Annotated in this window: 25 protein-coding genes, 1 tRNA gene and 2 pseudogenes; 17 read left to right on the top strand and 11 right to left on the bottom strand. The window is 54.9% G+C overall.

What is annotated here, in order from left to right:
- The first annotated feature begins 79 nt into the window (after positions 1-79).
- Positions 80-400, top strand: coding sequence for a hypothetical protein (locus CF161_RS33190; protein ID WP_020298447.1), 321 nt, complete (start codon positions 80-82; stop codon positions 398-400).
- On the opposite strand, the gene CF161_RS20135 is transcribed toward CF161_RS33190, so the two are convergent.
- From CF161_RS20135 to CF161_RS32360, 3 genes are all read right to left on the bottom strand, one after another.
- The gene (locus tag CF161_RS20135) at positions 378-746 is read right to left on the bottom strand and encodes a PH domain-containing protein (RefSeq protein ID WP_020298448.1); all 369 of its coding nucleotides are present in this window, start codon (positions 744-746) and stop codon (positions 378-380) included. The two genes, CF161_RS33190 and CF161_RS20135, sit on opposite strands and share 23 nt — an antisense overlap.
- A gap of 26 nt (positions 747-772) precedes the next feature.
- Positions 773-1102 carry a hypothetical protein gene (locus CF161_RS20140; protein ID WP_020298449.1) on the bottom strand — a complete coding sequence of 110 codons (330 nt, stop codon included), beginning with the start codon at positions 1100-1102 and terminating at the stop codon, positions 773-775.
- A gap of 218 nt (positions 1103-1320) precedes the next feature.
- Positions 1321-1755: a hypothetical protein gene (locus CF161_RS32360; RefSeq protein WP_020298450.1), complete on the bottom strand. Its 435-nt coding sequence runs from the start codon at positions 1753-1755 to the stop codon at positions 1321-1323.
- A 1176-nt stretch (positions 1756-2931) separates the two neighbouring features.
- Between CF161_RS32360 and CF161_RS20150 the strand changes: the two genes are divergently transcribed.
- The 3 genes from CF161_RS20150 (at position 2932) to CF161_RS32365 (ending at position 7338) form a co-directional block, all read left to right on the top strand.
- Positions 2932-4539, top strand: a complete 1608-nt coding sequence (locus CF161_RS20150) for a YecA family protein (RefSeq protein WP_084471738.1) — start codon at positions 2932-2934, stop codon at positions 4537-4539.
- Positions 4540-4589: 50 nt separating this feature from the next.
- A complete protein-coding gene (locus tag CF161_RS20155; protein ID WP_020298452.1) occupies positions 4590-5021 on the top strand; it encodes a putative mannitol operon repressor in 432 nt (143 codons plus the stop codon).
- A gap of 343 nt (positions 5022-5364) precedes the next feature.
- Positions 5365-7338, top strand: a complete 1974-nt coding sequence (locus CF161_RS32365) for an AIPR family protein (protein ID WP_020298453.1) — start codon at positions 5365-5367, stop codon at positions 7336-7338.
- A 528-nt stretch (positions 7339-7866) separates the two neighbouring features.
- Here CF161_RS32365 and CF161_RS20160 read toward each other — a convergent pair.
- From CF161_RS20160 to CF161_RS20190, 7 genes and pseudogenes are all read right to left on the bottom strand, one after another.
- Positions 7867-8217 carry a hypothetical protein gene (locus CF161_RS20160; protein WP_020298454.1) on the bottom strand — a complete coding sequence of 117 codons (351 nt, stop codon included), beginning with the start codon at positions 8215-8217 and terminating at the stop codon, positions 7867-7869.
- Positions 8218-8228: 11 nt separating this feature from the next.
- On the bottom strand, positions 8229-9497 hold the full coding sequence (locus CF161_RS20165; protein ID WP_043229914.1) for a hypothetical protein: 1269 nt from the start codon (positions 9495-9497) through the stop codon (positions 8229-8231).
- Between the two features lie 550 nt (positions 9498-10047).
- Positions 10048-10257, bottom strand: a complete 210-nt coding sequence (locus CF161_RS20170; protein ID WP_043229916.1) for a hypothetical protein — start codon at positions 10255-10257, stop codon at positions 10048-10050.
- Between the two features lie 63 nt (positions 10258-10320).
- Positions 10321-11163 carry a hypothetical protein gene (locus CF161_RS20175; RefSeq protein WP_020298457.1) on the bottom strand — a complete coding sequence of 281 codons (843 nt, stop codon included), beginning with the start codon at positions 11161-11163 and terminating at the stop codon, positions 10321-10323.
- A 98-nt stretch (positions 11164-11261) separates the two neighbouring features.
- A pseudogene (locus CF161_RS20180) lies at positions 11262-12048 on the bottom strand (DNA/RNA helicase, superfamily II protein); the annotation flags it as partial.
- Positions 12014-12547, bottom strand: a pseudogene (locus tag CF161_RS32370) (tyrosine-type recombinase/integrase); the annotation flags it as partial. The pseudogenes CF161_RS32370 and CF161_RS20180, both read right to left, overlap by 35 nt.
- A 213-nt stretch (positions 12548-12760) precedes the next feature.
- Positions 12761-12845, bottom strand: a tRNA-Leu gene (locus CF161_RS20190).
- 108 nt (positions 12846-12953) lie between these two features.
- Between CF161_RS20190 and queA the strand changes: the two genes are divergently transcribed.
- From queA to CF161_RS20220, 6 genes are all read left to right on the top strand, one after another.
- Positions 12954-14018: a tRNA preQ1(34) S-adenosylmethionine ribosyltransferase-isomerase QueA gene (queA, locus tag CF161_RS20195; RefSeq protein WP_020298459.1), complete on the top strand. Its 1065-nt coding sequence runs from the start codon at positions 12954-12956 to the stop codon at positions 14016-14018.
- Positions 14019-14032: 14 nt separating this feature from the next.
- Positions 14033-15148, top strand: a complete 1116-nt coding sequence (gene tgt, locus CF161_RS20200) for a tRNA guanosine(34) transglycosylase Tgt (RefSeq protein WP_020298460.1) — start codon at positions 14033-14035, stop codon at positions 15146-15148.
- 43 nt (positions 15149-15191) lie between these two features.
- Positions 15192-15527, top strand: coding sequence for a preprotein translocase subunit YajC (gene yajC, locus CF161_RS20205; RefSeq protein WP_043229921.1), 336 nt, complete (start codon positions 15192-15194; stop codon positions 15525-15527).
- A 60-nt stretch (positions 15528-15587) separates the two neighbouring features.
- A complete protein-coding gene (gene secD, locus CF161_RS20210; protein ID WP_020298462.1) occupies positions 15588-17456 on the top strand; it encodes a protein translocase subunit SecD in 1869 nt (622 codons plus the stop codon).
- Positions 17457-17465: 9 nt separating this feature from the next.
- The gene (secF, locus tag CF161_RS20215) at positions 17466-18380 is read left to right on the top strand and encodes a protein translocase subunit SecF (RefSeq protein WP_020298463.1); all 915 of its coding nucleotides are present in this window, start codon (positions 17466-17468) and stop codon (positions 18378-18380) included.
- A 120-nt stretch (positions 18381-18500) separates the two neighbouring features.
- Positions 18501-19055 carry a glycine zipper 2TM domain-containing protein gene (locus CF161_RS20220; protein WP_020298464.1) on the top strand — a complete coding sequence of 185 codons (555 nt, stop codon included), beginning with the start codon at positions 18501-18503 and terminating at the stop codon, positions 19053-19055.
- A 104-nt stretch (positions 19056-19159) separates the two neighbouring features.
- Here CF161_RS20220 and suhB read toward each other — a convergent pair whose 3' ends face one another.
- On the bottom strand, positions 19160-19975 hold the full coding sequence (gene suhB, locus CF161_RS20225; protein ID WP_020298465.1) for an inositol-phosphate phosphatase: 816 nt from the start codon (positions 19973-19975) through the stop codon (positions 19160-19162).
- A gap of 262 nt (positions 19976-20237) precedes the next feature.
- Between suhB and trmJ the strand changes: the two genes are divergently transcribed.
- The 7 genes from trmJ (at position 20238) to hscB (ending at position 25224) form a co-directional block, all read left to right on the top strand.
- Positions 20238-21017 (top strand): tRNA (cytosine(32)/uridine(32)-2'-O)-methyltransferase TrmJ, encoded by a 780-nt coding sequence (gene trmJ / locus CF161_RS20230; RefSeq protein WP_020298466.1) that lies wholly within the window; start codon positions 20238-20240, stop codon positions 21015-21017.
- Positions 21010-21786: a serine O-acetyltransferase gene (gene cysE / locus CF161_RS20235; protein WP_020298467.1), complete on the top strand. Its 777-nt coding sequence runs from the start codon at positions 21010-21012 to the stop codon at positions 21784-21786. The genes trmJ and cysE overlap by 8 nt, the downstream gene beginning before the upstream one ends.
- Before the next feature lie 294 nt (positions 21787-22080).
- Positions 22081-22572 (top strand): Fe-S cluster assembly transcriptional regulator IscR, encoded by a 492-nt coding sequence (gene iscR, locus CF161_RS20240; protein ID WP_007956690.1) that lies wholly within the window; start codon positions 22081-22083, stop codon positions 22570-22572.
- 50 nt (positions 22573-22622) lie between these two features.
- Positions 22623-23837 carry an IscS subfamily cysteine desulfurase gene (locus tag CF161_RS20245; protein ID WP_020298468.1) on the top strand — a complete coding sequence of 405 codons (1215 nt, stop codon included), beginning with the start codon at positions 22623-22625 and terminating at the stop codon, positions 23835-23837.
- Positions 23838-23934: 97 nt separating this feature from the next.
- The gene (iscU, locus tag CF161_RS20250; protein WP_007929523.1) at positions 23935-24321 is read left to right on the top strand and encodes a Fe-S cluster assembly scaffold IscU; all 387 of its coding nucleotides are present in this window, start codon (positions 23935-23937) and stop codon (positions 24319-24321) included.
- Between the two features lie 49 nt (positions 24322-24370).
- Complete coding sequence (iscA, locus tag CF161_RS20255; RefSeq protein ID WP_020298469.1) at positions 24371-24694, top strand: iron-sulfur cluster assembly protein IscA; 324 nt, start codon at positions 24371-24373, stop codon at positions 24692-24694.
- Between the two features lie 8 nt (positions 24695-24702).
- Positions 24703-25224: a co-chaperone HscB gene (gene hscB / locus CF161_RS20260; RefSeq protein ID WP_020298470.1), complete on the top strand. Its 522-nt coding sequence runs from the start codon at positions 24703-24705 to the stop codon at positions 25222-25224.
- Positions 25225-25273 lie beyond the last annotated feature (49 nt).

Below are 25273 nucleotides of genomic sequence, written 5' to 3' on the forward strand. Positions count from 1 at the left end.
CTCGCCGGGGTCGTCTTTTCATGGATCAGCCCGCGCTGGTTGCACCTGAATGCATGGATGAGCCTAAGGTGTCCTGGTTGTGAAACAGCGCTTCGCAGATTTTTTCATCAGCAGAAACTTTTCCCTGCTGTGGCTGGGCCAGGCGCTGTCTTCGTTCGGCGAGTTCGTGTTTGAAAGCACGGTCATCGTCTGGCTGGTGACGGATCTGTATCGCGACAGCGCCTCCTTGCTGGGCACCTTGATGGCGTCCCAAACCCTCAACCTTGCGCAGGCCGTGGCCAGCCAGCAACGGTTGTTCATCGACATCTACGGCGCCTACATCGTTGGCGCCGCTTGCCTGTTGCTGATGGGCGCAGAGCTGATGCTGCGCGGTCAGGTCAGAGCACGTGGCGGGAAATAAGCTTGGAAATCTCAACCATCGAGGTCCTGCCGGTGAACTCGAACTTCACTTTTCCCAGGGCTGAAAAGTAGATTTCCAGCTCCGAATCCAGGTCGAAGGTGCCGGAGGTTTCCACGGAGTAGGCGACGATGTTTTTGTAGGGCAGGGAGGTAAAGTCCTTTTTGCTGCCGGTGATGCCTTGCACGTTCACGGCAATGATCCGCTTGGTGGTGAAGACCACCCCGTCGCGCATGGACTTGTAGGAGTCGATGACCTGCTCGTCCTCCAGCAACAGGGAGGTCACGCGTTCGGCGTATTCATCGTTTTGCTTGAGCTTGAAGAAGCCTTTGTTATTGAAGTCGATCATGGGCCAGTCCTTGTGGTGGAAATCCGTTACTGAATGTCTTTCAGGTAATCCTTGAGTGCAAGCAGGGGCGCGTGCAGCGTCTCCAGGGTCTGCGCCTGGCCGACCTCGGCCGCCAGCTTCTGCAATTCCCGGCCCATGACACTGTGTGCACCGCCCAACGCTGTAAGCGCCACCGCCACGCACTGCCCCAGCTTGAGCTGAATGGCCGCGACATCACCCTGGCGCACCAGCAAGCCAAAGGCTTCACGCTCGTACGCGGCCATGATCGGGTCATCGCGCAAGACCGGGCTCGCATCATCCGTCTCATGGGCCAGCTTGAGGGCAAACAGCGCAACGGTTTCCAGCGTCGATTCCATGGGGCGGGGTCCTCTGCGATGGTGATCGGGCGGCGATCATCACTTTTCTGCAGGCGAAAAAAAAGACCTTGATCAGCAAGGTCTTTTTTAATTTGGTGCCGAGGGAGACTGGAGTAACCCATATAAGCCGTGGCTTGCAGCCAGGTTCATCTGTTAGGGATACAAACAGGGATACAAATTCATTTTTGTTGACCAGATGATACTCGGGCAGTGAGGGCTCACCAACTGAGCTCACCGACCAGGCCACAGATGAGGCGATGGTCGGTAACATTGAAATATGTCGGGTCCTGTTCGTCCTGCTCTCCTATGAAAAATGCATAGGCACGCTTTTTGGATTTGCTTTTTTTCTCCTTGATGCCTTCCTCGCGCACGACCTCCATTTCGTTCTGTACCTTCGTCCGTTTGTATTTGGACCACTGGGACCAACAGATACGAAGCATGTATTTGCGTACTAGCTGACGTTCGTCGTTCCACTCGCCTGCCGATAGCTGAATAACCAATGAATCATCTGTCGCTTGAGCCTTTGCCCAGGCCATCTCAGCATAGAAAACTTTTGATCGAGCAAAGTGCTCGATTCCTGCGTTTGCAGCGCCCAATTTTTTATAGGCAGTCAGGTACGTCTTATCCTCAATCCCAGGAATGTCTAACGACATATTCCGGTCATAGGGGAAATTGATGAATGCGCGACAAATCGGCCGGATTGTATTGGACGGTCTTCGCCCTGCGGGCTTCGTAGCGCCATCATTGGAGTTTGTGCGGCTGGTGCTCTTGCTACCTGTCTGTACGGATGACCTCGGCAGGGTAGCGTCTACTGCTGTGCGTTCGTCCTTGAGTATCAGTCTCGATGGGGACAGGCCAGGGCTCGTTTCAAGCTCATTACGAACGCTGCCTTTGCGGCCGCTAGCAACGGTTTTCCTTTCCCCGTCTACGTCACACCCATCTAGATGATCAGTTTTAGGGAATAGGCTGAAGTGTGGACGCTTCAGGTTTGTTTTGAGATATGAGGCTGGGTATACGGGCTGTTCGCAACCGCTACATGCATAGCCATCCCTGTCAACGTGAGGAAGCATCCATAAATCTTCAGCTTCTACGATTTCTTTCGTGTGCTTATCCCGAGCTGACTCCATCCTGCGTCTCCAAAAACCATAGCCTTTCCGTAACTTAACACGCTTCAGCCCTCCAAAAACTGCCGGGGCCCCTGTGACTTTCGTCTCAACACGGGGCATGAAACCCGTGGGACCGCGTTAGCGGCAGCCGTGCCAGCTTATTGAAATTTCAATGTTGAAATTGAAAGGATCTTGAAGAAAAGAGGGCATCGTTACCGTATTGGTAATGGTGTTCGCAGAGGGGCCAAACGGTAGGGCAAATGCACAGGTGAACTCGAGTTCACCGGGTTCACCTGTTCACTAAGCTGGGTGACTTTCCGCTAACACGATCCTGCGGGTTTCTACCCCGTACCGAATCAACATGCGTAGGGCCCCCCCGGGTGTCTAGGCAAAACCAGGAGCATGATTGATCTCGCCGCGCGGGGGGGGGCATTTCAGAAGGGGCTCGGGGGGATACCTTAAAAAACGGTGTTACGGGTGTTTCATGTATGTATAACTATATGATTTTAAACGATTTATATAGTGTTACACGGATGTGTTTCATTTGTAGATAGACGTGTTACATGGCAAATAGGTGTTACATCAATAACTGCTCAGGGAGGGGCGGTTTATGATGATTAAGACGACTGTCATCGCATCAGAGCCCTTCGCTTTGAAGTGTCGCTATCGGCCTAAGCGGCCATTTCGTGGCACTCAATTTCATCCTCTAGGAGGCCTACACGGATGCGCAACAAGCCTGGCCGAAATGATCCCTGCCCTTGCGGTAGCGGCCGCAAGCTCAAAAAATGCCATGGGTCCATCAACAATCTCGAAATAGTGCTGAAGCTGAATGGACCGCGCATGCGACAGGAGATACAGATGACACTTGCTCGTCATGAAGCCCAAGAGTTTCAGAGGCGTGAGCAGCAGGGCCTCGGTAGGCCGATCATTTCCGCTGAGTTCCATGATCACAGAATCATAGCCGTCGGTCAGACGATGCATTTCTCGCAGAAGTGGAAAACGTTTCACGACTTCCTGAACGACTACCCGAAGATCGTCTTGGGTAGTGAATGGTGGATGTCTGAGGGAAGTAAGCCTCCAGAAGAGCGTCATCGTATTCTCACCTGGGCGGTCCGCTGCTATGAGCACTCGAAAGCTCATATGGAACAGGTGGGGACAGGTGTCCCGCAGCCGATGACGGGGGCTATTGGTGCCTATATGCGCTTCGCATATGACCTTTACAGCCTGAAGCACGCCATCGAGGTCCAGAAGCTGCTTATCGACCGAATCAAGTGCCCTAAGAACTTCCCCGGCGCGTTGTACGAGGTACGGGTCGCCGCCGCCCTGATTCGGGCAGGCTTCAGCCTGCAGCCCCAAGATGAAACTGACAGACGTACTACTCACGTTGAGTTCATCGCTACGGACACTAAGTCCGGTGCGATCTACGCTGTTGAGGCCAAGCGACGAGAAGGGGGGCGGATGAAAATCAACAGGCAAATGAATCGCGCTTTGAGCAAAAAGTCGGATCATCCTCGCATTGTTTTCATTGACACAAACGACGGACGCCTGGAACTGGGCAGAGGCCAGCCTAACCCTGTAGCGCTTGTGGAGGCTGAAAACCTCTTAAAGCTATATGAGCGAGACCCTACCGGGCAAAAGCTTCCGCAGGCATATGTCATAGTCACCTTCGATCCAGAGGAGCATCACCTTGATGCCATTGATCTGCCTTCCGGAGTGCTGCTATGGGGCTTCCACCTCGAAGATCTTCACCCTGGGCTGAAAAACCTGCTTCAACAGGTCAAAATTAGGCGCCGGCATGCGCCCGTCTTTGCGCTGCTGGAGTCGATGGAGAAGCACCGGCGCATTCCCGCTACGTTCGATGGAGAGGCCGAGTCGTTCTCTGGTGGAATTCCCAAGACACGGCTACAGGTTGGTCAGCGGATGGAGGTACCAGGACCTAATGGGACGCAGATCGAGGCGACGCTAGAGAATTGCGTCGTCATGCCAAAGTCGGGAGAGGCATTTTGTATCGCTTGTAGCGACGATCAGCAGCGCTTCATAGTCAAGATTCCGTTGACGGATGATGAACTAAAGGCCCATGCCCAGCACCCTAAGACCTTCTTTGGAGTTATTGATAGGAATGCTGGCCGCTCTTGTCCGAAGACTGACCTGGACTGGTTCGACTTCCTCTGGGAAACATACTCGAGCAGCACAAAAGAGAAACTGATCGAGCTCATGGACCATGTACCCGACGTTGAACGATTGAACGAGATGACCCAAGAGGACTTGGCCGACGAATATTGCGTTCGAATGGCAAGCGCAATGGTGGAAGCCCATATGGAAATGATGTGACTCATTCTCCGACTCTATCGACACTTTTTCGGTGCTATTGAGGAACAGCTATGAACGATATTCCCAAGACACTTTCGGAGACTCATCCGCATCTCAGCGGCTTCATGGACTTCCCTGCCGACTTTAACAAAGAGACGGAGCGCGGAACTGCATTGGCTGCTGCAGCAATGCTCGATGAGCAGCTTGCTCGGATCATCGAGTCCTTCCTCATCCCTAACAAAGGAAGTAAGTCTCTCATTGACGGCTTCAATGCGCCGCTTGGAACATTCTCCGCACGCATCGCTTCCTCGTTCGCCTTGGGCCTTTTATCTGAAGTCGAGTACAGGGAATGCGAGTTGATCCGAAAGGTACGCAACGAATTTGCGCATCAAATCAAGGTTTCATTTAAGAGTGAAAAGGTCGCGAGTCTCTGTGCGCTACTGCAGCTTTCGGCGAAAAGCTATGGCGATGTTTACGTTGACACCAGAGGCCAGTCGCGCTGATCTTGAATTTGACGAATCGCCCACACTACGTTGGGCAGAAGCGGTTACAGGTAGAGAACTGGAAGACGTAGCCCTTGCTTTCATTGCCGGGCTCACCCATACCAGTGGCCGGTGAGGTGATGTCAGGTAGTGGCGACTGGATGCTGCCGGACCCAAAGCGGAAGCATAAAGAGAAGGGCGGATTGAGGTGAACATTCGTGATGGCCAGTTGACATTCCTTTGCTAAATCCGCGATACAGTACACCATTACCTTTGAGGCTGATTTAACGCGAGATAGGGGCAGTTTCCGAGAAACGCAACGAAATCCTAGAGGTTAATTTTATCAGACTCGAGACCTTTGACCATGGCTAAGAACGACACCATTCTTGTGGACTCTTTACTACAGCAAACGCAAAAAGAAACACCTGGGGACATTGGTGATATTTTTGAGAGGTTTGCTTTAGATCAAATACTCAAGAGTTTTGATCTTTCAACAGAAGAAATGGATTTTGGATGGACTGACGGATCACTGGATGGTGGGATCGATGGTTTTTATATTCTCATAAATGGGCGTTTGCTAACCGACGCCACAGATTTTTCTTGGCCAAGAACTGGAGCAGAGATAAAGGTTTTCATAATAACTTGCAAGCACCACGAAACATTTCAACAAGCTCCGCTTGATTCTCTACTTGCAACTGCCCAGGATATTTTTGATCTTTCACTGTCAAACTCTGAGCTTTCTGGAAAGTACTCGGCAAAAATTAAGCAGTGTCGGGACTTGTTCGTTTCTGCATTTAAGCAGCTGTCACTTTATCGGCCGACAATTTCATTTGAGATTGTTTATGCCTCTCGTGGCAATACTGAGCTGCTCGGTGCGAGTATAAAGGCACGGGCAAAGCAACTTACTACTTTATTCAATTCTTACTTTAGTGCTTCAACGTCTGTGTTTCATGCTCTCGGGGCGTCAGAGCTTGTTGAACGCTACCGTCAAGTACGCAGCTTTGCACTTGACTTACCTGTGCAAGAGTGTCTGACTGCTGGGCAGGAAGGCTACGTGGTCCTCGCCAAACTAAGGGACTACAGCAATTTTGTTCAAGATGAAAGCAAGAATCTTCGACGATATCTTTTCGATTCAAATGTAAGAGCTTACCTGGGTAAAAATCTTGTAAATGCTGATATTCGAAATACCTTAGACGACAATTCGGGTCCTAATTTTTGGTGGTTAAATAACGGGGTTACGATTCTTGCGACTAGCGCTTCTCTTGTGGGGAAAACGCTAAAATTGCGTGATATTCAAATAGTTAATGGTTTGCAAACCACAGAGTCAATATATAAGCATTTCTCTTCAATGCCAGAGTCAGAGGGTGATATAAGAACGCTGCTGGTAAAAGTGATTGTGTCCCAAGACGAGAGTGTTCGAGATCAAGTGATTCGGGCTACTAATAATCAAAGCGCTGTCGAGCCCGCGGCTCTTCATGCGACTGAAAGGATTCAGCGTAGCATTGAGGAGATATTGCTTCAACATGAATGGTTTTATGAGCGCCGAACCAATTTTTACAAAAATGAAGGGAAGCCCGATGGGCGTATAGTTTCACCTCTTTTAATGGCGGCTGGAGCTGTAGCCTTACTGCTGAAAAACCCTGTTAGCTCATCAAAGTTTAAACAAAAAGCTATCCGGGCTCCTGAAGCCTACCAATCAGTGTACTCAGAGTCATTTCCGCTTAACGCTTGGCCCGTCATAGCAACGTTAATGAAAAGTGCAGAGCTAGCAATTATAAGGGGTCATATAAAGCGCAGCCCTTATACAGGAGTCATATCAGCTTGGAGAGGACCTTTAGCTTATGTTGCTGCTTCCCGGGCGCTGGGAACGTTTGCGTTTGAACATCGCGAACTGATTTTGATAGATACATCTATTCTCAATGAAGCCTTTATGGATGAATGTTGGAGTTGTATTAGCTCAGTTCCTGGGCGTCAAAAGTCTGTCAAAATAAGTGAAGCAGTTATGCTTAAGATTATTGAAAAGGTAAGTTTAAGCTGGAACGTTGCTGGAATGCTATCTGATGGTAGACGTGAAATTCAAGGACCTTCGAGAGGAGAGGCCAAAGTCTATCGCGAGAGCGAGGAGTTTTTGCTTTCTGTCCTAGAGAAGCTTCCTGTTCAGCCTTGGAAGCCAAATATCCATGTGGAGGTAGCAAGGCTACTTGAAGTAAAACCAGTGAGAGTAAGTAAAGCGATTAATGTCATGGTCCAACAAGGGAGACTCATGAAACAGGTCAACGGCGTCGTGTTTGATTCCTCTGGTGCTGAAATCGCTCGTGACTCCAGCAGGTTAGTGTGACTGTTACCGTCTACTTTTAGAGCTGCTTTTTGCCAGTAGCGGTCGTAGACAGCTATTGGCCGTTTTCTGCCTCTCGCCAAGAGAACACAAGTGAATGAAGATGTTTGGAGCTCAGAGCAAGGAAAAGTCTTGTGCCTGGGACACACCAGCTACCCTCAAAACTCAGCTTTCCGTTCACCCCAACTCCCAGCCTCGTGGGCGGGTTATCGGTGGTTAGCCAAGTGATCGCAGGGGGGGGGCGTGCAGGATGGTCCATCGATCAGTTGGCATACGATGGATTGCGTTCTTGAGGAAGCGTTCGAGCTGCCAAATCCGTAACTTCCGTCCGCCCGGAACCTTCGCCTCACTACCGCCCTCGACAGATTGCTGTATGGGCTACAACTGGGGCGGGCTCAAGTTTGATAACGGAAGCCAAATGCGCATCAACATTGAGAACCGTCCACTCCATCAATGCAGACAAAACTGCTCCAAGCGTTTCGTTCTGCCGCTTCATAAATTGCAGCAAGCGAGGGGGGGGCTGAGTCATAATTAAGTAATAGTATTAACAATTTCTACCACGTCGTCAATGAAACCGACCAGCTTAACAACGTTTTCAGCTACGTTCACGTCATTATTTATTTCGCTAATAGTGCTTTGCATTTTTTTGTTGATCAATTTCACACCAGCAACTATTTCTTCGGAGCTTCCTATCCAGTCACTCATCGTTTCGCCTATTAAATTGTCAATTCTTCTGGATAACTCTTTACCATGATTTTTTACTAAGTTTGCCTCATCAGGCTTTTGCTTTAATAGCAATTTAACTTCGGCCTGATATGATTTTGTTTTTGAAGTCAATAGTTGTTGTATTATTTCTTGTTTTTTTGTCATGTCAATTGGCATGTTTTGGCTCCTTAATTGTTGATAATGCTTTTTTTGACTTCATTAGCACTTTCTTGTACAGCTGTTGCAGCCGCTCTTAGAGACTCAGCGGATTCTTTGAGAACATCAGTCTCTATTTTAAGGTTTTCAGCTATTTTCTTCTTTTCTTCAGCATCCTTCTTTTTGATTTGGTTATCGGGAACTGCATCTGAATTATTTTGCGCCAAGATGTATTCAAATTGAGCTTTAGTGTATTTCAACTTAGATTGCTGATATATTATTTCGGCCGTTGTAGCTTCACTGCTCGCAGCATTTGCCTTTGCTTGTACCAATTCTGCTTTGTTGATTTTTGCCTTCGCCTCATAAGAAGAGTGAAGCTGTATTCCTTTTTCCAACAGGTCATTAATTGCAGCTATAGATGAATCTGATTTAGCTAGTCGTGTAGCCAACGCTTCATGAGCGTCAGGTATTTTCCCATATGCTGTATGAAGTCCATGGAGAAACTCCATTTGGTTTGAATGTGTGGTTTTTTGATCAATCATATCCCCGATAATTTTTTGCATCTCTGCATCGTTCTTACTATTTTCATTACTGCTCACCAATCCGACAAGATCTCTAGTTAAGTTTTGCTGCTTTTCTGAGTGTTCTTGCGTACTGATTTGTGCCATTGTCACTATCGCACTTTGCATTTGCTTGACATAAGAGCTAATGCTATTTTGATTGTTGGTGAGAGTGTCCATAAGCTTATTCTTCTGTTTTGTTCTTATGTACTCTTTAGCTGCTACAATGGCCAGCTCTGAAAAAAGTGCTGTATTTTTAGCAGATATATCGCTGGGATCATCATTGAGCGACTGAACAGCGTCAAAAGAATTTTTATTCAGGTCTTCTGATAATTTTGAAAATTTTGCGTCATCGACAAGGGTTTTTGATGAGAGTTGTAGCAAAAGATTGGAATACTCCAGCCAAGCCATGTTGGCTTTCGAGATTCCCAGTTTAAATTTTTTCGCTTTTATAAAAACTGGCGGTTTAGATATAGAAAATGGATCCTCCGCCTCAGTCAATATGTAAAGCTCCTGTAACATCTCGTCATTCCCTTGCTTTAATTGATTCTCTACTTCTTTCCGGTAACGTCCTTCCGCTAAAGGAATGCTCACATCAAGCGATGATGTTGCCCCTTTATCCAACTCTGTTAGTGAGGTGTTAAACTGTTCGAAAGGTTTCGTATCAATAGAGGGGCATCCTGCTAATAGAGGAAACACAACCATAAAAACAATATTTCTGGTCCAGGCATTGAAATACATATTTGACACCCTTCTTAGGTCGATTTGCTTTCAGGCGATATTAAAATAGAAGCATGTCTTTACGGATTGTCAAATCGACTAGCTTCGGGTACTCCCATGCCATAGCGAGGATTTATCGAGCCACGCATCATTGCTGACGAGCTAATCATAATTTTGCGGCGCAATGTCTCAGCATTAAACACGTCAAGCATATTGGTGAACCAACAAACTTGGTTCGTGTTTTCCAAGCATCCTTGAGAGTCCTGGCTTGGTACGTCCGCTTTTGGCCGAGGCTGTGTAAAAACGTTTTTGAGCGAGTCAGGTACCAAAGCCGGACTGGAAATCGCGTTTCTACGAGAAATCAACATCTGCAGACGTGCCGATAAATTTCAGATTTAATGTAGATGCGCGCACTTTAATTTTGGCGAAGCGTTTTTACACACTTTGGGCCGAAAGGTGGTCGTAAGCCTAGTGTCGCTATAGACCAGAAGCCGAAAAGGTCTAAACCCTTGCCTGTGAGGATAGGATTTAGTGAAGCGGAAGCTGCTTGTCTCAGTCTTCCGCTTCTTCATCACCCGCTCTTTCTTTTGAGCTGGAGGTCAATGAAATCAAACTCTGCCTTGATCGCATCAATCGTAAGTGTCTCGACTTTAGCGTCTTTGTTTGCCCTTGCATTGAGCTTTTTCATGCTGGCCAGGACGACGATTATCCCGTTCAAATGAAGCTTTCGGGCCTTTAGGTAATCAGGCATCTGAGCGCTGTTCTGTGGTGGTTTATTCATGGTTAGACCGATGGTTGGCCCGAAGCAGCCGACCCTCGCCGGTTGCTTCGGGGAGGGTTCAGGTTAGGCCGCCAATAGGTCAACTAGGCTGTGTTGATGTGAGCGAGTCGCGAGTTCTCGCCAGGTCCAGCTTCCAAAGTGCTCGCCCAGTTCTGGGATATCCAGCTTCATCAGTGCAACCGGGTCACGACTAATCAGGTTGCGTGCGGCCCACAGCTTGCCGCCGGTCTCCAGCAGTGTTTTGGCGGCCTCATTCCACTGTTCTTCCAGCACAGTGTTCGCCAGGTGAGCCGCTTTATTCTCGATCTCGGTGCGTTCCTTTTGTGCCTCTGTGATATGCAGATTAATCGTCACCAGCTCCTGCTCCAGTGCGGTGATGAGCAGTTGTTGGCGGCGGTGATGCTCAGCCGCAGCTGTGAGGTTTTTTGCTGCCTTTTGAGCTTCTGCGTTAGCCGCTTTTTCGCCCTCTACATCGCCCCAGGCGACAGCCTGTGCATAAGCGGTGGCCGCGTCCGTTTCAGCTTGTCGAGCTTTTGCCATGTCTTCCTGATCGCTCTGGCGGACCTGCTGCAACCGGGTCTCGATGCTGCTGCGCTTTTCGTTGAGTTCCATCTCGTCGGCTTTCCAGTTCGCCATATCGCTGAGATACCCCGCAGCCAAGCTCTCACGGTTTGCCAATCTCTCAAGGCGAAGAATCTTTTGATTCAGGTTGCTGATCTCCAGATTTCGCGAGTCGATACGTCTTTTGTGATCGTTGATTTCATCCTGCACGGCTCGTTGACCGCCCTGCTGGATAACCTCCGGGCTTTCCAGCGCCTCTTCGAAGGGAGCCAGGTCACCCTGAATGCTCTCCACTTCGAGGGTCAGTTGGTCGCGGCGGTCTTTCAATTCTTGGATAGTGTTCATCTGTATTGTCTCTGGGTACTGCGGTTCATAGGGATGGTTGTCGAATGGCTGGCAAGGCCGGTAATGAGCCGGCGCTACCTCGAGCAGCAGGCTCGCCGTCAGGCGGCCCTGGCCTCGCCTTCGTCCGTTCCTGGAACGGTCTTCACCACGTAGCAGCGCTGGGGCCCTAACCCTGGCAGACGGATCAAGCTGTAGGCCTTGCCGTCACTACCCGGCTCAAGCACGCCGCGTTGCAGCAACTCCTTGTTCACCGCACTGATATGTTCATGCCTTTGAAGATCTCGGTCCTCCAGGCTTCAGGCAGTACGTAATAGGTGTTGGTGGTGTGCAGGGCGTCGCCCATGCCGTGTTCCAGCGTCTTGCGAAAGCCCAGCCGATCAATCGTGCGTGGGCCGTGTTCATCGATCTTGGCGGCGGCAGATTCCCAGCGGGTAAAGCGGCTTTCTCCAAAGCGTTCGATGACCTGGCGCAGCCGCGCCAAGATCGCATCGCCCTCGAAGTTTCCGGCGCCGCCGCGTTCGGCCAGCCACGCATGCAGACACACCCGAGCGGCGGTCGTGGCCGTGCCATCGGGCCAGCCGGTGACGCCGAAGGCTGTGGCCAACTCTCCGGCCGCTGCCGCGAGCCCGAATCGAAGGGCGGTACGTTGGGCTTGCCCACTGGCTGATGCGGGCAGGTTTTGGGTGATGAACTGTTCCACCGTGCGGCGCACGATCACCGTCCATCTGAGCATTTCTCCAGGCGCGCACAGTGCGTGCAGGAAGGCGGTGAGGGGGGTTTGGCTACACGGGCTTTGAGCGCATCGGAGAGGGCGGCAGCGTCCTCAAAACCATTCAGCACATCGAACATGCCGAGGCCTTTGCTGGCATCCGCTGGCGTCTCTAGCTTCGAGGGATGCCTGGAGATCTGCACAGTCGGTGCGGGTGATTTCGTCGAGGGGCTTATCTCCCAATGCCGGGAGTATGTCCTTGTCGAGGTAGGTGCGGATTTTGTGAAGGGTAGAGGTTGCGAGGCCCTTTTCTTCTTTGGCCTTGAGCCAAGCTTCAGCAGCAGCTCGAAACGTTCGAGCCTTGGCCGCATCGATTGCAGCTTTAGCGGATCGTTTCTGCTCAAGGGGATCGGCGCCACTACTCACTACTTTGCGTAGATCGGCAGCTTTCTCTCTTGCCAGCGCACCACCGACCTCTGGGTAACCCCCGAGCCCCATCCAAGCCCAATTGCCCGCCGGACGTTTGTAGCGTAGCTGCCAGGATTTACCACCATCAGGTTTGACCCTGAAGTAGAGGCCGTTTCCGTCTAGCTCCCGGTATTCCTTTTACTCCGGCTCCAGCCCTGCAAGCGTCGTGTCTGCGAGAGGGCGGCGCTTGATATCTGCGCGCTTCATCCTTGTATCCCAAAGTTCGGTATTTTTCTCAGGATACAAGCAGGGATACAGGGATACAGGGATACAGGGATACAGGGATACAGGGATACAGGGATACAGGGATACAACGGATAAAGGGATACAGAGGTAGATAGCCAGACACAAAAAAACCGGCTCAAATGGCCGGTTTCTCTGGGGCTGAGAGTCTGGTAGAGACTTTCAGATACTGCTATATGGTGCCCCGAGGGAGACTCGAACTCCCACTCCTTTCGAAAACGGATTTTGAATCCGCCGCGTCTACCAATTCCGCCATCAGGGCTCAATGGCGGCGAAGTATAGAGAGGTGATTACCGTTGGTCAATCAGCTTTCATGGTCAATTTTGGCTATTTCCGCTAAACTTTCCGGCCCTGCTAGACGAACCCCATCATGCGCGTTGCTGACTTTACCTTCGAGCTTCCCGATTCGCTGATCGCCCGCCATCCCCTGGCTGAGCGTCGCGGTAGTCGCCTGTTGACCCTTGATGGGCCTACGGGTGCCCTGGCCCACCGTCAATTCACTGATTTGCTTGAGCATTTGCGCCCGGGCGACTTGATGGTGTTCAACAATACCCGGGTGATTCCGGCACGGCTGTTTGGCCAGAAAGCGTCCGGCGGCAAGCTGGAAATTCTGGTGGAGCGGGTGCTCGACAGTCATCGCGTGCTGGCCCATGTGCGCTCCAGCAAGTCACCCAAGCCAGGTTCGACGATCCTCATCGAGGGCGGCGGCCAGGCGCAGATGCTGGCTCGGCATGACACGCTGTTCGAGCTGGGGTTTGCCGAAGAAGTGCTGCCCTTGCTCGATCGCGTCGGCCATATGCCGTTGCCTCCTTATATAGATCGCCCGGATGAAGGCGCGGACCGCGAGCGCTATCAGACGGTGTACGCCGAGCGCCTGGGCGCGGTGGCGGCGCCGACTGCCGGGCTGCATTTCGACCAGCCGTTGCTGGAAGCGATTGCCGCCAAGGGCGTCGAGACCGCGTTCGTGACCCTGCACGTCGGTGCCGGGACGTTCCAGCCGGTGCGCGTGGAGCGTATCGAAGACCATCACATGCATAACGAATGGCTGGAAGTCAGCCAGGACGTGGTGGATGCGGTCGCGGCCTGCCGTGCGCGCGGCGGCCGGGTGGTGGCGGTGGGCACGACCAGCGTGCGCTCCCTGGAAAGTGCCGCGCGCGATGGTGTGCTCAAGCCGTTCAGTGGCGACACCGACATCTTTATCTACCCGGGCCGGCCGTTTCATGTGGTCGACGCCCTGGTCACCAACTTTCATTTGCCCGAGTCCACGCTGTTGATGCTGGTTTCGGCGTTCGCCGGTTATCCCGAGGCCATGGCCGCCTACAAAGCCGCCGTCGAGCATGGGTACCGCTTTTTCAGCTACGGTGATGCGATGTTCATCACCCGTAACCCTGCGCCAACCGCTCCCAAGGATTCGGCCCCAGAGGAAACAGAATGAGTCGCACAAGTCGTATGTCTTTCGAGCTGCTGGCCACCGATGGCAAGGCTCGTCGTGGTCGCCTGACCTTCCCCCGCGGTACGGTGGAAACCCCGGCGTTCATGCCGGTGGGTACCTACGGCACGGTCAAGGGCATGCTGCCACGGGATATCGTCGCCACCGGTGCCGAGATCATTCTGGGCAACACCTTCCATCTGTGGCTGCGTCCCGGCACCGAAGTGATCAAGAAGCACGGCGACCTGCATGACTTCATGCAATGGAAAGGCCCGATTCTCACTGACTCCGGCGGTTTCCAGGTGTTCAGCCTGGGCGCCATGCGCAAGATCAAGGAAGAGGGTGTGACCTTCGCCTCGCCGGTGGACGGCGCCAAGGTGTTCATGGGCCCGGAAGAGTCGATGCAAGTGCAACGCGACCTGGGTTCGGACATCGTGATGATCTTCGACGAATGCACCCCGTACCCGGCTGACGAAGACGTCGCGCGGATCTCCATGGAGCTGTCGTTGCGCTGGGCCCAGCGCTCCAAGAATGCCCATGGCGACAACACCGCCGCGCTGTTCGGCATCGTCCAGGGCGGCATGCACCAGGACCTGCGCATGCGCTCCCTGGAGGGGCTGGACAAGATCGGCTTCGACGGTCTGGCCATTGGCGGCCTGTCGGTGGGCGAGCCCAAGCACGAGATGATCAAGGTGCTGGACTACCTGCCGGGCCAGATGCCAGCAGACAAACCTCGTTACCTTATGGGCGTTGGCAAACCGGAGGATCTCGTAGAGGGTGTGCGCCGCGGTGTGGACATGTTCGATTGCGTGATGCCAACCCGCAATGCCCGCAATGGGCATCTGTTTATTGATACTGGCGTGCTGAAGATCCGTAACGCGTTCCATCGCCATGATGATTCGCCGCTCGATCCGACCTGCGATTGCTACACCTGCCAGAACTTCTCCCGCGCTTATCTGCATCATCTGGACAAGTGCGGCGAAATGCTGGGTAGCATGTTGAATACCATCCACAATTTGCGGCATTACCAGGTGCTTATGGCTGGTTTGCGCGAGGCTATTCAACAGGGTACATTGGCCGCCTTTGTCGATGCCTTCTACGCCAAACGCGGGCTCCCTGTTCCGCCTTTGGACTGAGTTTTCTGACCCCAAGATTCAATATTTGCAACTGGAGTGCTAAATGAGCTTTTTTATCTCTAACGCCATGGCTGACGCTGCTGCACCTGCTGCAGGCCCTATGGGCGGCGGCTTCGAGTGGATTTTCCTGGTCGGCTTCCTGGTCATCTTCTACCTGATGATCTGGCGTCCACAGGCCAAGCGCGCCAAAGAGCAGAAGAACCTGCTGGGCAGCCTGCAAAAAGGTGACGAAGTTGTGACCACTGGCGGCATCGCCGGCAAGATCACCAAAGTGACCGACGACTTCGTGGTCCTGGAAGTGTCCGACACCATCGAGATGAAGTTCCAGAAGGGCGCTATCGCCGCCACGCTGCCAAAAGGCACGCTGAAAGCGATCTGATTCATCTTTTACCAATCGACGGGGCGCGCAAGGCGCCCCGCGTTATAAGCGGGCGGCGTGATGCTGAACAAATACCCTCTGTGGAAATACGTACTGATCCTGGCGGTGCTGGCGATCGGTTTTATTTATTCCGCTCCCAATCTATACCCTGATGATCCGGCCATTCAGGTCAGCGGTGCGAGCACCGCGTTGCAGGTCACTCAGGCTGATCTGGATCGTGCGAGCAAAGCGCTCACCGACGCCGGGATCAACGTCAAGGCAGCCACTATCGCGGCCAATGGCAAGGGCGGCTTGCTGCGTCTGATCAATAAAGAAGATCAACTGCCAGCCAAGGACGTCGTACGCAAGGCCCTGGGTGACGACTACGTCGTTGCACTGAACCTGGCACAAACCACCCCGCAATGGTTGCGCAACCTCGGCGCGCACCCGATGAAGCTGGGTCTGGACTTGTCCGGTGGTGTGCACTTCCTGCTGGAAGTGGACATGGATAAAGCCCTCGATGCACGCCTGAAAGTCTACGAAGGCGACGTCAAGAGTCTGTTGCGCAAAGAGCGCCTGCGCTATCGCAGCCTGCCGCAACTCAACGGTGCCATTCAACTGGGCTTCAGCGACGACGCGACCCGTGAACAGGCCCGTGCACTGATCCGCAAGAACTTCAACGATTTCGACATTGTTCCGGCCGACCTCAATGGTCAGGCGGTACTGCGTCTGGCGATGACCCCGGCCAAGCTGGCGGAAATCCGTGAATACTCCATCAAGCAGAACTTGACCACGGTCCGTAACCGCGTCAACGAGCTGGGTGTGGCCGAGCCGCTGGTACAGCGTCAGGGCGCCAACCGCATCGTGGTTGAACTGCCAGGCGTGCAGGACACCGCTGAAGCCAAGCGGATCCTGGGCAAGACCGCCAACCTCGAGTTCCGTCTGGCTGCAGAGCCGGGTGCTTCCAAGGCGACTTCCGAGTCTTTCGAATTCCGTGAAGGCAATCGTCCTCCCGCGTTGATCGAGCGTGGCCTGATCATCACCGGTGACCAGGTGACCGACGCCCAGGCGGGCTTCGATGAGCACGGTCGTCCGCAGGTGAACATCAAGCTCGACGGTCACGGTGGCGAGCTGATGAGTCGTTCGACTCGCAGCAACGTCGGCCGCAGCATGGCGGTGATCTTCATCGAGCAGAAGCCGACCACCACCTACACCAAGCAAGTGGTTGATGGCGTCGAGAAAGACGTACCGGTCCAGACCTTCAAGGAAGAGAAGAAGATCATCAGCCTGGCGACCATCCAGTCGCCGCTGGGCAGTCAGTTCCGTATCACCGGCCTGAACGGCCAGGGCGAGTCTTCCGAGCTGGCCCTGCTGCTGCGTGCCGGTGGTCTGGCGGCGCCGATGTACTTTGCCGAAGAGCGCACAATCGGTCCGAGCCTGGGTGCTGACAACATCACCAAGGGTATCGATGCCTCGCTGTGGGGCATGCTGTTCGTGTCGCTGTTCATCATCGCCATCTACCGCTTCTTTGGCGTTATCGCCACCGTGGCGCTGGCGCTGAACATGGTGCTGCTGCTGGCCCTGATGTCGCTGCTGGGAGCAACGCTGACCCTGCCAGGCATCGCCGGTATCGTGTTGACCATGGGTATGGCGGTGGACGCCAACGTGCTGATCTTCTCGCGGATACGTGAAGAGATCGCCGCCGGCATGACCGTGCAGCGAGCTATTAATGAAGGCTTCGGCCGGGCATTCACTGCGATTCTCGACTCCAACCTGACCACATTGCTGGTCGGTGGCATCCTCTTTGCCATGGGCACCGGCCCGGTCAAAGGGTTTGCGGTGACCATGTCCCTCGGGATCTTTACCTCGATGTTCACGGCCATCTGGCTGACCCGTGCGATGGTCAACCTGATCTTCGGCGGTCGTGACTTCAAGAAGTTGTGGATTTAAGGGGCTGCCATGTTACGTACTATCAACTTCATGGGCGTGCGCAACGTTGCGTTCGGCGTCACATTGCTCCTTACCGTTCTGGCGTTGTTCAGCTGGTTCCATAAGGGCCTGAACTACGGTCTGGACTTCACCGGCGGTACGCTCATCGAGCTGACCTACGAGCGTCCTGCGGATGTGATGAAGGTTCGCGCACAACTGAGCGAATCGGGTTATCACGACGCCATCGTGCAGAGCTTCGGTGCAACCACCGACCTGCTGGTGCGGATGCCGGGTGAAGACCCGCAACTGGGCCATCAGGTCGCAGCCGCCTTGCAGAAGGTTGGCGGTGACAACCCGGCACAGGTCAAGCGCGTCGAGTTCGTTGGCCCGCAGGTGGGTGAAGAGCTGCGCGACCAGGGCGGCCTTGGCATGCTGATGGCGCTGGGCGGCATCCTGATCTACCTGGCGTTCCGCTTTCAGTGGAAGTTCGCGGTCGGTGCCATTGTTTCGCTGGTCCACGACGTGATCGTGACCGTGGGTATCCTGTCGTTCTTCCAGATCACCTTCGACCTCACGGTGTTGGCGGCGGTACTGGCGATCATTGGTTACTCGCTCAACGACACCATCGTGGTCTTCGACCGGGTGCGTGAGAACTTCCGCGTGCTGCGCAAGGCCAGCCTGATCGAGAACATCAACATCTCGACCACCCAGACACTGTTGCGCACCATGGCGACCTCGATCTCCACCTTGTTGGCGATTGCTGCGCTGCTGTTCTTCGGTGGCGACAACCTGTGGGGCTTCTCCATCGCACTGTTCGTCGGTGTATTGGCGGGTACCTACTCGTCGATCTACATCGCTAACGTGGTGCTGATCTGGCTGAACCTGAGCAGCGAGGATCTGATTCCTCCTGCCAACACCGAGAAGGAGGTGGACGACCGCCCATAACGGTCATCACCTTCCGGCTGTCACCTAAAAAGGCGCGAGTATTGAACTCGCGCCTTTTTTATTACTCCAAGGCTGGGAGAAGCGCGGGCTTGTCCCGCTTGTGATGGTCAGGAGGTTCATGTGAACAAGTCGTTACTGGTTGGTGCGGTATTGGGTGCTGTCGGTGTGACTGCCGGGGGTGCTGTTGCCACCTACAGCCTGGTTAAAAGCGGCCCTGAGTATGCGCAAGTGCTGGCAGTTCAGCCGGTTAAGCAACAGATCAAGACTCCACGCGAGGTCTGCAAGGACGTCGCGGTTACCCGTCAGCGCCCGGTCAAGGATGAGCATCAGATCCTTGGTACGGTGGCCGGCGCGGTTGGCGGTGGTTTGCTGGGCAGTATGATCGGCGGCGGCAACGGCAAAAAGATCGCCACCGTGGCAGGTGCAGTAGGCGGCGGTTATGCCGGTAACAAGGTGCAGGAAGGCATGCAGGAGCGTGACACCTACACCACCACTCAGACTCGCTGTAACACCGTCAATGACATCAGCGACAAGGTCGTGGGTTATGACGTGAAGTACGAATTGGATGGCAAGCAAGGCCAGGTGCGTATGGATCGTGATCCGGGCAACCAGATTCCGGTCAATAAAGAAGGCAAGTTGATCCTGAGTCAAAGTCAGGAACAGCCGGGTCAGTAATTCCAGGCCTGAAAAGAGCCGTCCTCAGGGGCGGCTTTTTTATGAGCTGAGTATTTTCAGGCATAAAAAAAGCACCCCGTAGGGTGCTTTTTTGTCGCTGGCGCTTAGCGCTTCAGCGAAGCCGGCAGGTGCGGCTGGATGGCGGTCAGGACCGCTTTGAAGCATTTGGTGTTGCCGGCAACCACGTGGCCTTTTTCCAGGAAGTCGTGACCGCCGGTGAAGTCGCTCACCAGGCCGCCCGCTTCCTGGATCAGCAGGGCGCCTGCAGCCATGTCCCACTCGGACAGGCCCGACTCCCAGAAAGCATCGAAACGGCCAGCGGCAACGTAAGCCAGGTCCAGGCTGGCGGCGCCGGCGCGGCGGATACCGGCGGTCTGGCCAACCAGGGCGCGGAACATGCCCAGGTAGTTGTCGAGGTTGTCCATCTGGTCGTCACGGAACGGGAAGCCGGTGCCCAGCAGGGCGCCGTCCAGGCTGGTGCGGCCGCTGACGCGCAGGCGACGACCGTTCAGTTGGGCGCCACGACCGCGGCTGGCGGTAAATTCTTCCTGGCGAACCGGGTCCAGAACAACAGCGTGCTCCAGGCGACCGCGGTATTTGCAGGCAATGCTGACGGCGAAGTGAGGAATGCCGCGCAGGAAGTTGGTGGTGCCGTCCAGTGGGTCGATGATCCACAGGTATTCTTCGCCTTCACCGCTGCCCGCGTGCAGGCCGGTTTCTTCACCGAGGATGCCGTGGGTTGGGTAGGCTTTGCGCAACGCATCGATGATCTTCTGCTCGGCAGCGCGATCAACTTCGGATACGTAGTCTTTGGCGTCTTTTTCGTCGACCTTGATGGTATCCAGGCGCTCGATGGAGCGGAAAATCAATTCACTGGCGCTGCGGGCGGCGCGCAGCGCGATATTCAGCATTGGCTGCATGGATGTGTCACCTAAGGTTGTTAAAGAAAGCCGAGCATTCTAGCAGAAAACTTTTGCAGATGAAGGTCGACATTCGCTTTCCTCATTTTGAGCGGGGCGCTGACCCAGTAAAAGTGCGCACTTTTTGACCAGTGGTCGTTTGCGCAAGGCGCTGTAAGGGGCGTGTCGCTGAGTGTATCCGGGGCTTACGGTTATTTTTGAGGCGTGACTGCTGGCTGTTCTGTAAGATTTGCTCCCCTTTCCGTGTCCGAGAGCGCCTCCCTTGCTGCAGAACATTCGTGTCGTCCTGGTCAATACCAGTCATCCCGGGAATATCGGTGGGGCTGCGCGTGCCATGAAGAACATGGGCCTGTCGCGGCTGGTGCTGGTTGAACCGCGGATTTTCCCGTCCCACGAGGCGGATGCCCGTGCCTCCGGTGCCACGGACATCCTGGAAAATGCGCAGGTCGTTGCCACCCTGGAAGAGGCGCTGGCGGGCTGCACCCTGGTGTTTGGTACTAGTGCCCGTGATCGGCGTATTCCCTGGCCCTTGCTCGACCCCCGTGAGTCCGGGTTGAAGGTGGTGGAAGAGGCGGGGCAGGGTGCGCAGATTGCCCTGGTGTTCGGCCGTGAAGACTCCGGCCTGACCAATGACGAGCTGCAGCGATGTCACTTTCATGTGCATATCCCGTCGGACCCTGAGTTCAGTTCGCTGAACCTGGCGACGGCGGTGCAGGTGTTGACCTATGAGGTGCGCATGTCCTGGCTGGCGGCCGAAGGCCGGCCGAGCAAGGTCGAGAAGGATGAAGTGGCGTCGCCGCGCAGCGATGAGCTGGCGACCATGGATGAGTTGGAGCGGTTCTACGAGCATCTGCAGCAGACGCTGGTGGCCATCGACTTCCTCGATCCGGAAAAGCCGCGGCACTTGATGGCGCGCCTGCGTCGGTTGTACGGTCGCAGCTCGGTCAGCCGGGCGGAAATGAATATTTTGCGAGGCATCCTCACGGAGACCCAGAAAGCGGCCCGTGGCGAGCTCATCAAGCGGAAGAATGAAGATGTTTGAGCGTTTGCGTGAAGATATCCAGAGTGTTTTTCACCGTGATCCGGCGGCGCGCAATGCCTTTGAGGTGCTGACCTGCTACCCGGGCATGCACGCCATCTGGATTCATCGCCTGTCGGGCGCGCTGTGGGGCATGGGGTGGAAGTGGCTGGCGCGGCTGGTCTCGAACTTCGGCCGCTGGTTGACCGGGATCGAGATTCACCCGGGGGCCAAGGTCGGTCGTCGGTTCTTTATTGACCACGGCATGGGCATCGTTATCGGTGAAACCGCCGAGATCGGCGATGACGTCACCCTGTACCAGGGCGTTACCCTGGGCGGCACCAGCTGGAATAAAGGCAAGCGTCACCCGACCCTGGAAGATGGCGTGGTGGTGGGGGCGGGCGCCAAGGTCCTGGGCCCATTCACTGTCGGTGCCGGGGCCAAGGTCGGTTCCAATGCGGTGGTGACCAAGGCCGTGCCCGCGGGCGCGACCGTGGTGGGAATTCCCGGGCGCATCATTATCAAGTCCGATGATGAGCAGGAAGCCAAGCGCAAGGCCATGGCCGAGAAGCTGGGCTTCGATGCCTACGGTGTCAGCGAAGACATGCCGGACCCGGTGGCTCGCGCCATTGGCCAGCTGCTGGATCACTTGCAGGCGGTCGATGGTCGCCTTGAAGGCATGTGCGGCGCGTTGAAAGACCTGGGCAGCACCTATTGCGCCAAGGATCTGCCGGCACTGCGCGAAGAGGACTTTGCCGGGGTCAAGGACAAGGGCGACAGTCAGGTCGGCTAAGGCTGCTGGCGCAAATCGATGTATGTGCATTGATGGCGATCTGCCTCGGATTATCGGCGGCTGGATCGCCAGCGAGCCTGGTTGGGCGGGGTGGATGATGTCGTTTTGATGGTAGTCTGATCTCCCGCAGGTCGGCCGTCAGCGCCGGGATGTGCCATTACGTCGCAGACTTTGCTATGATTCGCGCGCTCTTTTGCGGGTAAACCCGACTAAAGTAGTTGGTCTTATAGTTGACTCGATTACTCGGGTATTGCATACTCGCCCTCATCCCGAAACACTCTGTGGTAATTGTCCATGCGACTCACTACTAAAGGCCGATACGCGGTAACTGCCATGCTCGACCTGGCGTTGCACGCGCAACATGGCCCGGTGTCCCTGGCCGATATCTCTGAGCGCCAAGGCATCTCCCTGTCCTATCTCGAACAGCTCTTCGCCAAGCTGCGCCGCAGCAATCTGGTGTCCAGTGTGCGTGGCCCGGGTGGCGGCTATCAGCTGTCGCGCGACATGCAGGGAATCCAGGTAGCTCAGGTGATCGACGCGGTGAATGAATCGGTCGATGCCACCAAATGCCAGGGCCAGGGTGACTGCCATTCCGGCGACACCTGCCTGACTCACCACTTGTGGTGTGATCTGAGCCTGCAGATTCACGAATTTCTGAGCGGTATCAGCTTGGCTGACCTTGTGACTCGCCGTGAGGTGCAAGAAGTAGCCCAGCGTCAGGATCAGCGCCGCTGTAATGGCAAGGCGCCACGCCTGGATAAGATCGAAGCGTCCGCCGTCGAATGACAGCCAAAGAGCCAGCGGAACGCCAGCCAGCCTGATTTAGGAGAGAGTCCATGAAATTGCCGATTTACCTTGATTACTCAGCGACCACCCCGGTTGACCCGCGTGTCGCGCAAAAGATGAGTGAATGCCTGCTGGTCGACGGAAACTTCGGTAACCCGGCGTCCCGTTCTCACGTGTTTGGCTGGAAGGCCGAAGAATCGGTCGAAAACGCCCGTCGCCAAGTGGCTGACCTGGTGAATGCCGATCCGCGTGAGATCGTCTGGACTTCCGGTGCCACCGAATCCGACAACCTGGCAATCAAGGGTGTCGCGCACTTCTACGGCAGCAAGGGCAAGCACCTGATCACCTCCAAGATCGAGCACAAGGCTGTCCTGGACACCATGCGCCAACTGGAGCGTGAAGGCTTTGAAGTCACCTACATCGAGCCGGGCGAAGATGGCCTGATCACTCCGGCCATGGTTGAAGCCGCGCTGCGCGACGACACCATCCTGGTGTCGATCATGCACGTGAACAACGAGATCGGTACCATCAACGACATCGCCGCCATCGGCGAGCTGACGCGCTCCAAGGGTGTTCTGTTCCACGTCGACGGTGCTCAGTCCACTGGCAAGGTCGATATCGACCTGCAGAAGCTGAAAGTCGACCTGATGTCGTTCTCGGCCCACAAGACCTACGGTCCGAAAGGCATTGGCGCGCTGTACGTCAGCCGCAAGCCGCGTGTACGTCTGGAAGCCACCATGCACGGTGGTGGTCATGAGCGCGGCATGCGCTCCGGCACCCTGGCCACTCACCAGATCGTCGGCATGGGCGAAGCGTTCCGTGTGGCCAAGGAAGACATGGCTGCTGAGAACCTGCGCATCAAGGCCCTGAGCGACCGCTTCTACAAGCAGGTCGAGCATCTGGAAGAGCTGTACATCAACGGCAGCATGACCGCCCGCGTACCGCACAACCTGAACCTGAGCTTCAACTACGTTGAAGGCGAGTCGCTGATCATGGCCCTCAAAGACCTGGCAGTGTCCTCCGGTTCGGCCTGCACCTCGGCTTCGCTTGAGCCTTCGTACGTGCTGCGCGCCCTGGGCCGCAACGACGAACTGGCCCACAGCTCGATCCGCTTCACCTTCGGCCGCTTCACTACCGAAGAAGAAATCGATTACGCCGCGCAGAAAGTCTGCGAGGCCGTCACCAAGCTGCGCGCTCTTTCGCCGCTGTGGGACATGTTCAAAGACGGCGTCGACATCTCGAAAATCGAGTGGGCGGCACACTGATATATAAGTCGCCGCCAGCGGGTTCTGCCGAACGTATCGATTACGGCGATTTGCAGGACCCCAAGAGCGACTCTCTGATGAGTGAGGATTAAGAATCATGGCTTACAGCGAAAAGGTCATCGACCATTACGAAAACCCGCGCAACGTCGGCAAGATGAACGCGGAAGACCCTGATGTCGGCACTGGCATGGTCGGCGCTCCGGCGTGCGGCGACGTGATGCGCCTGCAGATCAAGGTCAACGAGCAAGGCATCATCGAAGATGCCAAGTTCAAGACTTACGGCTGCGGTTCGGCCATCGCCTCCAGCTCCCTGGCCACCGAGTGGATGAAGGGCAAGACCCTGGACGAGGCTGAGACCATCAAGAACACTCAGCTGGCCGAAGAACTGGCCCTGCCGCCAGTGAAAATCCACTGCTCGGTACTCGCGGAAGACGCCATCAAGGCCGCTGTTCGCGACTACAAGCAGAAGAAAGGCCTGATCTGATTCATTCGGATTCAGCTTTCACAGATTGAGCGACAAGTAAGGAGTCACGATGGCTATCAGCATGACAGAAGCGGCTGCTCAACACGTGCGACGATCCCTCAACGGGCGCGGCAAGGGTGATGGGATTCGTCTGGGTGTTCGCACCACGGGCTGTTCCGGCCTTGCCTACGTGCTGGAGTTCGTCGACGAGGTGGGTGAAGACGATCAGGTGTTCGAAAGTCACGGCGAGAAAGTGATCATTGACCCGAAAAGTCTGACCTACCTGGACGGCACCGAACTGGATTTCGTCAAGGAAGGGTTGAACGAAGGCTTCAAGTTCAACAATCCCAACGTACGCGGTGAATGTGGCTGCGGCGAAAGCTTCAACATCTGAGGCTTCTTGTGGGTACTCCTTGTCATTTCGCTTTATTTGAACTGCAGCCCAGCTTTCGCTTGGACCTCGAGCAGTTGGCTACGCGCTACCGTGAGTTGGCGCGCGGCGTCCACCCCGACCGTTTCGCTGACGCTTCCGAGCGTGAGCAGCGGCTGGCGCTCGAGCAATCCGCGAGCCTCAACGAGGCCTACCAGACGCTCAAAAGCCCTCCCAAACGTGCGCGCTACCTGCTCGCCATGGGCGGTCGCGAGTTGCCGCTGGAGGTCACGGTGCATGATCCGGAGTTTCTTCTGCAGCAGATGCAGTGGCGCGAAGAGCTCGAAGACCTGCAGGACAGCGCCGACCTGGCGGGTGTTGCGGTTTTCAAACGGCGTCTGAAAGTCGCGCAGGATGAGCTGAACGAAAGCTTCGCAGCTTGTTGGGATGATGCAGCGCAACGCGAACAGGCCGAACGCCTGATGCGGCGCATGCAGTTCCTCGACAAGCTCACGTATGAAGTGCGCCAGTTAGAAGAGCGCCTCGACGATTAACCCAGTGCTGCCCATGTTGCACGCCTGATAGACAGATAAGACCTGATTA

This window comes from Pseudomonas sp. CF161, assembly GCF_000416215.1.
Lineage (GTDB): Bacteria > Pseudomonadota > Gammaproteobacteria > Pseudomonadales > Pseudomonadaceae > Aquipseudomonas.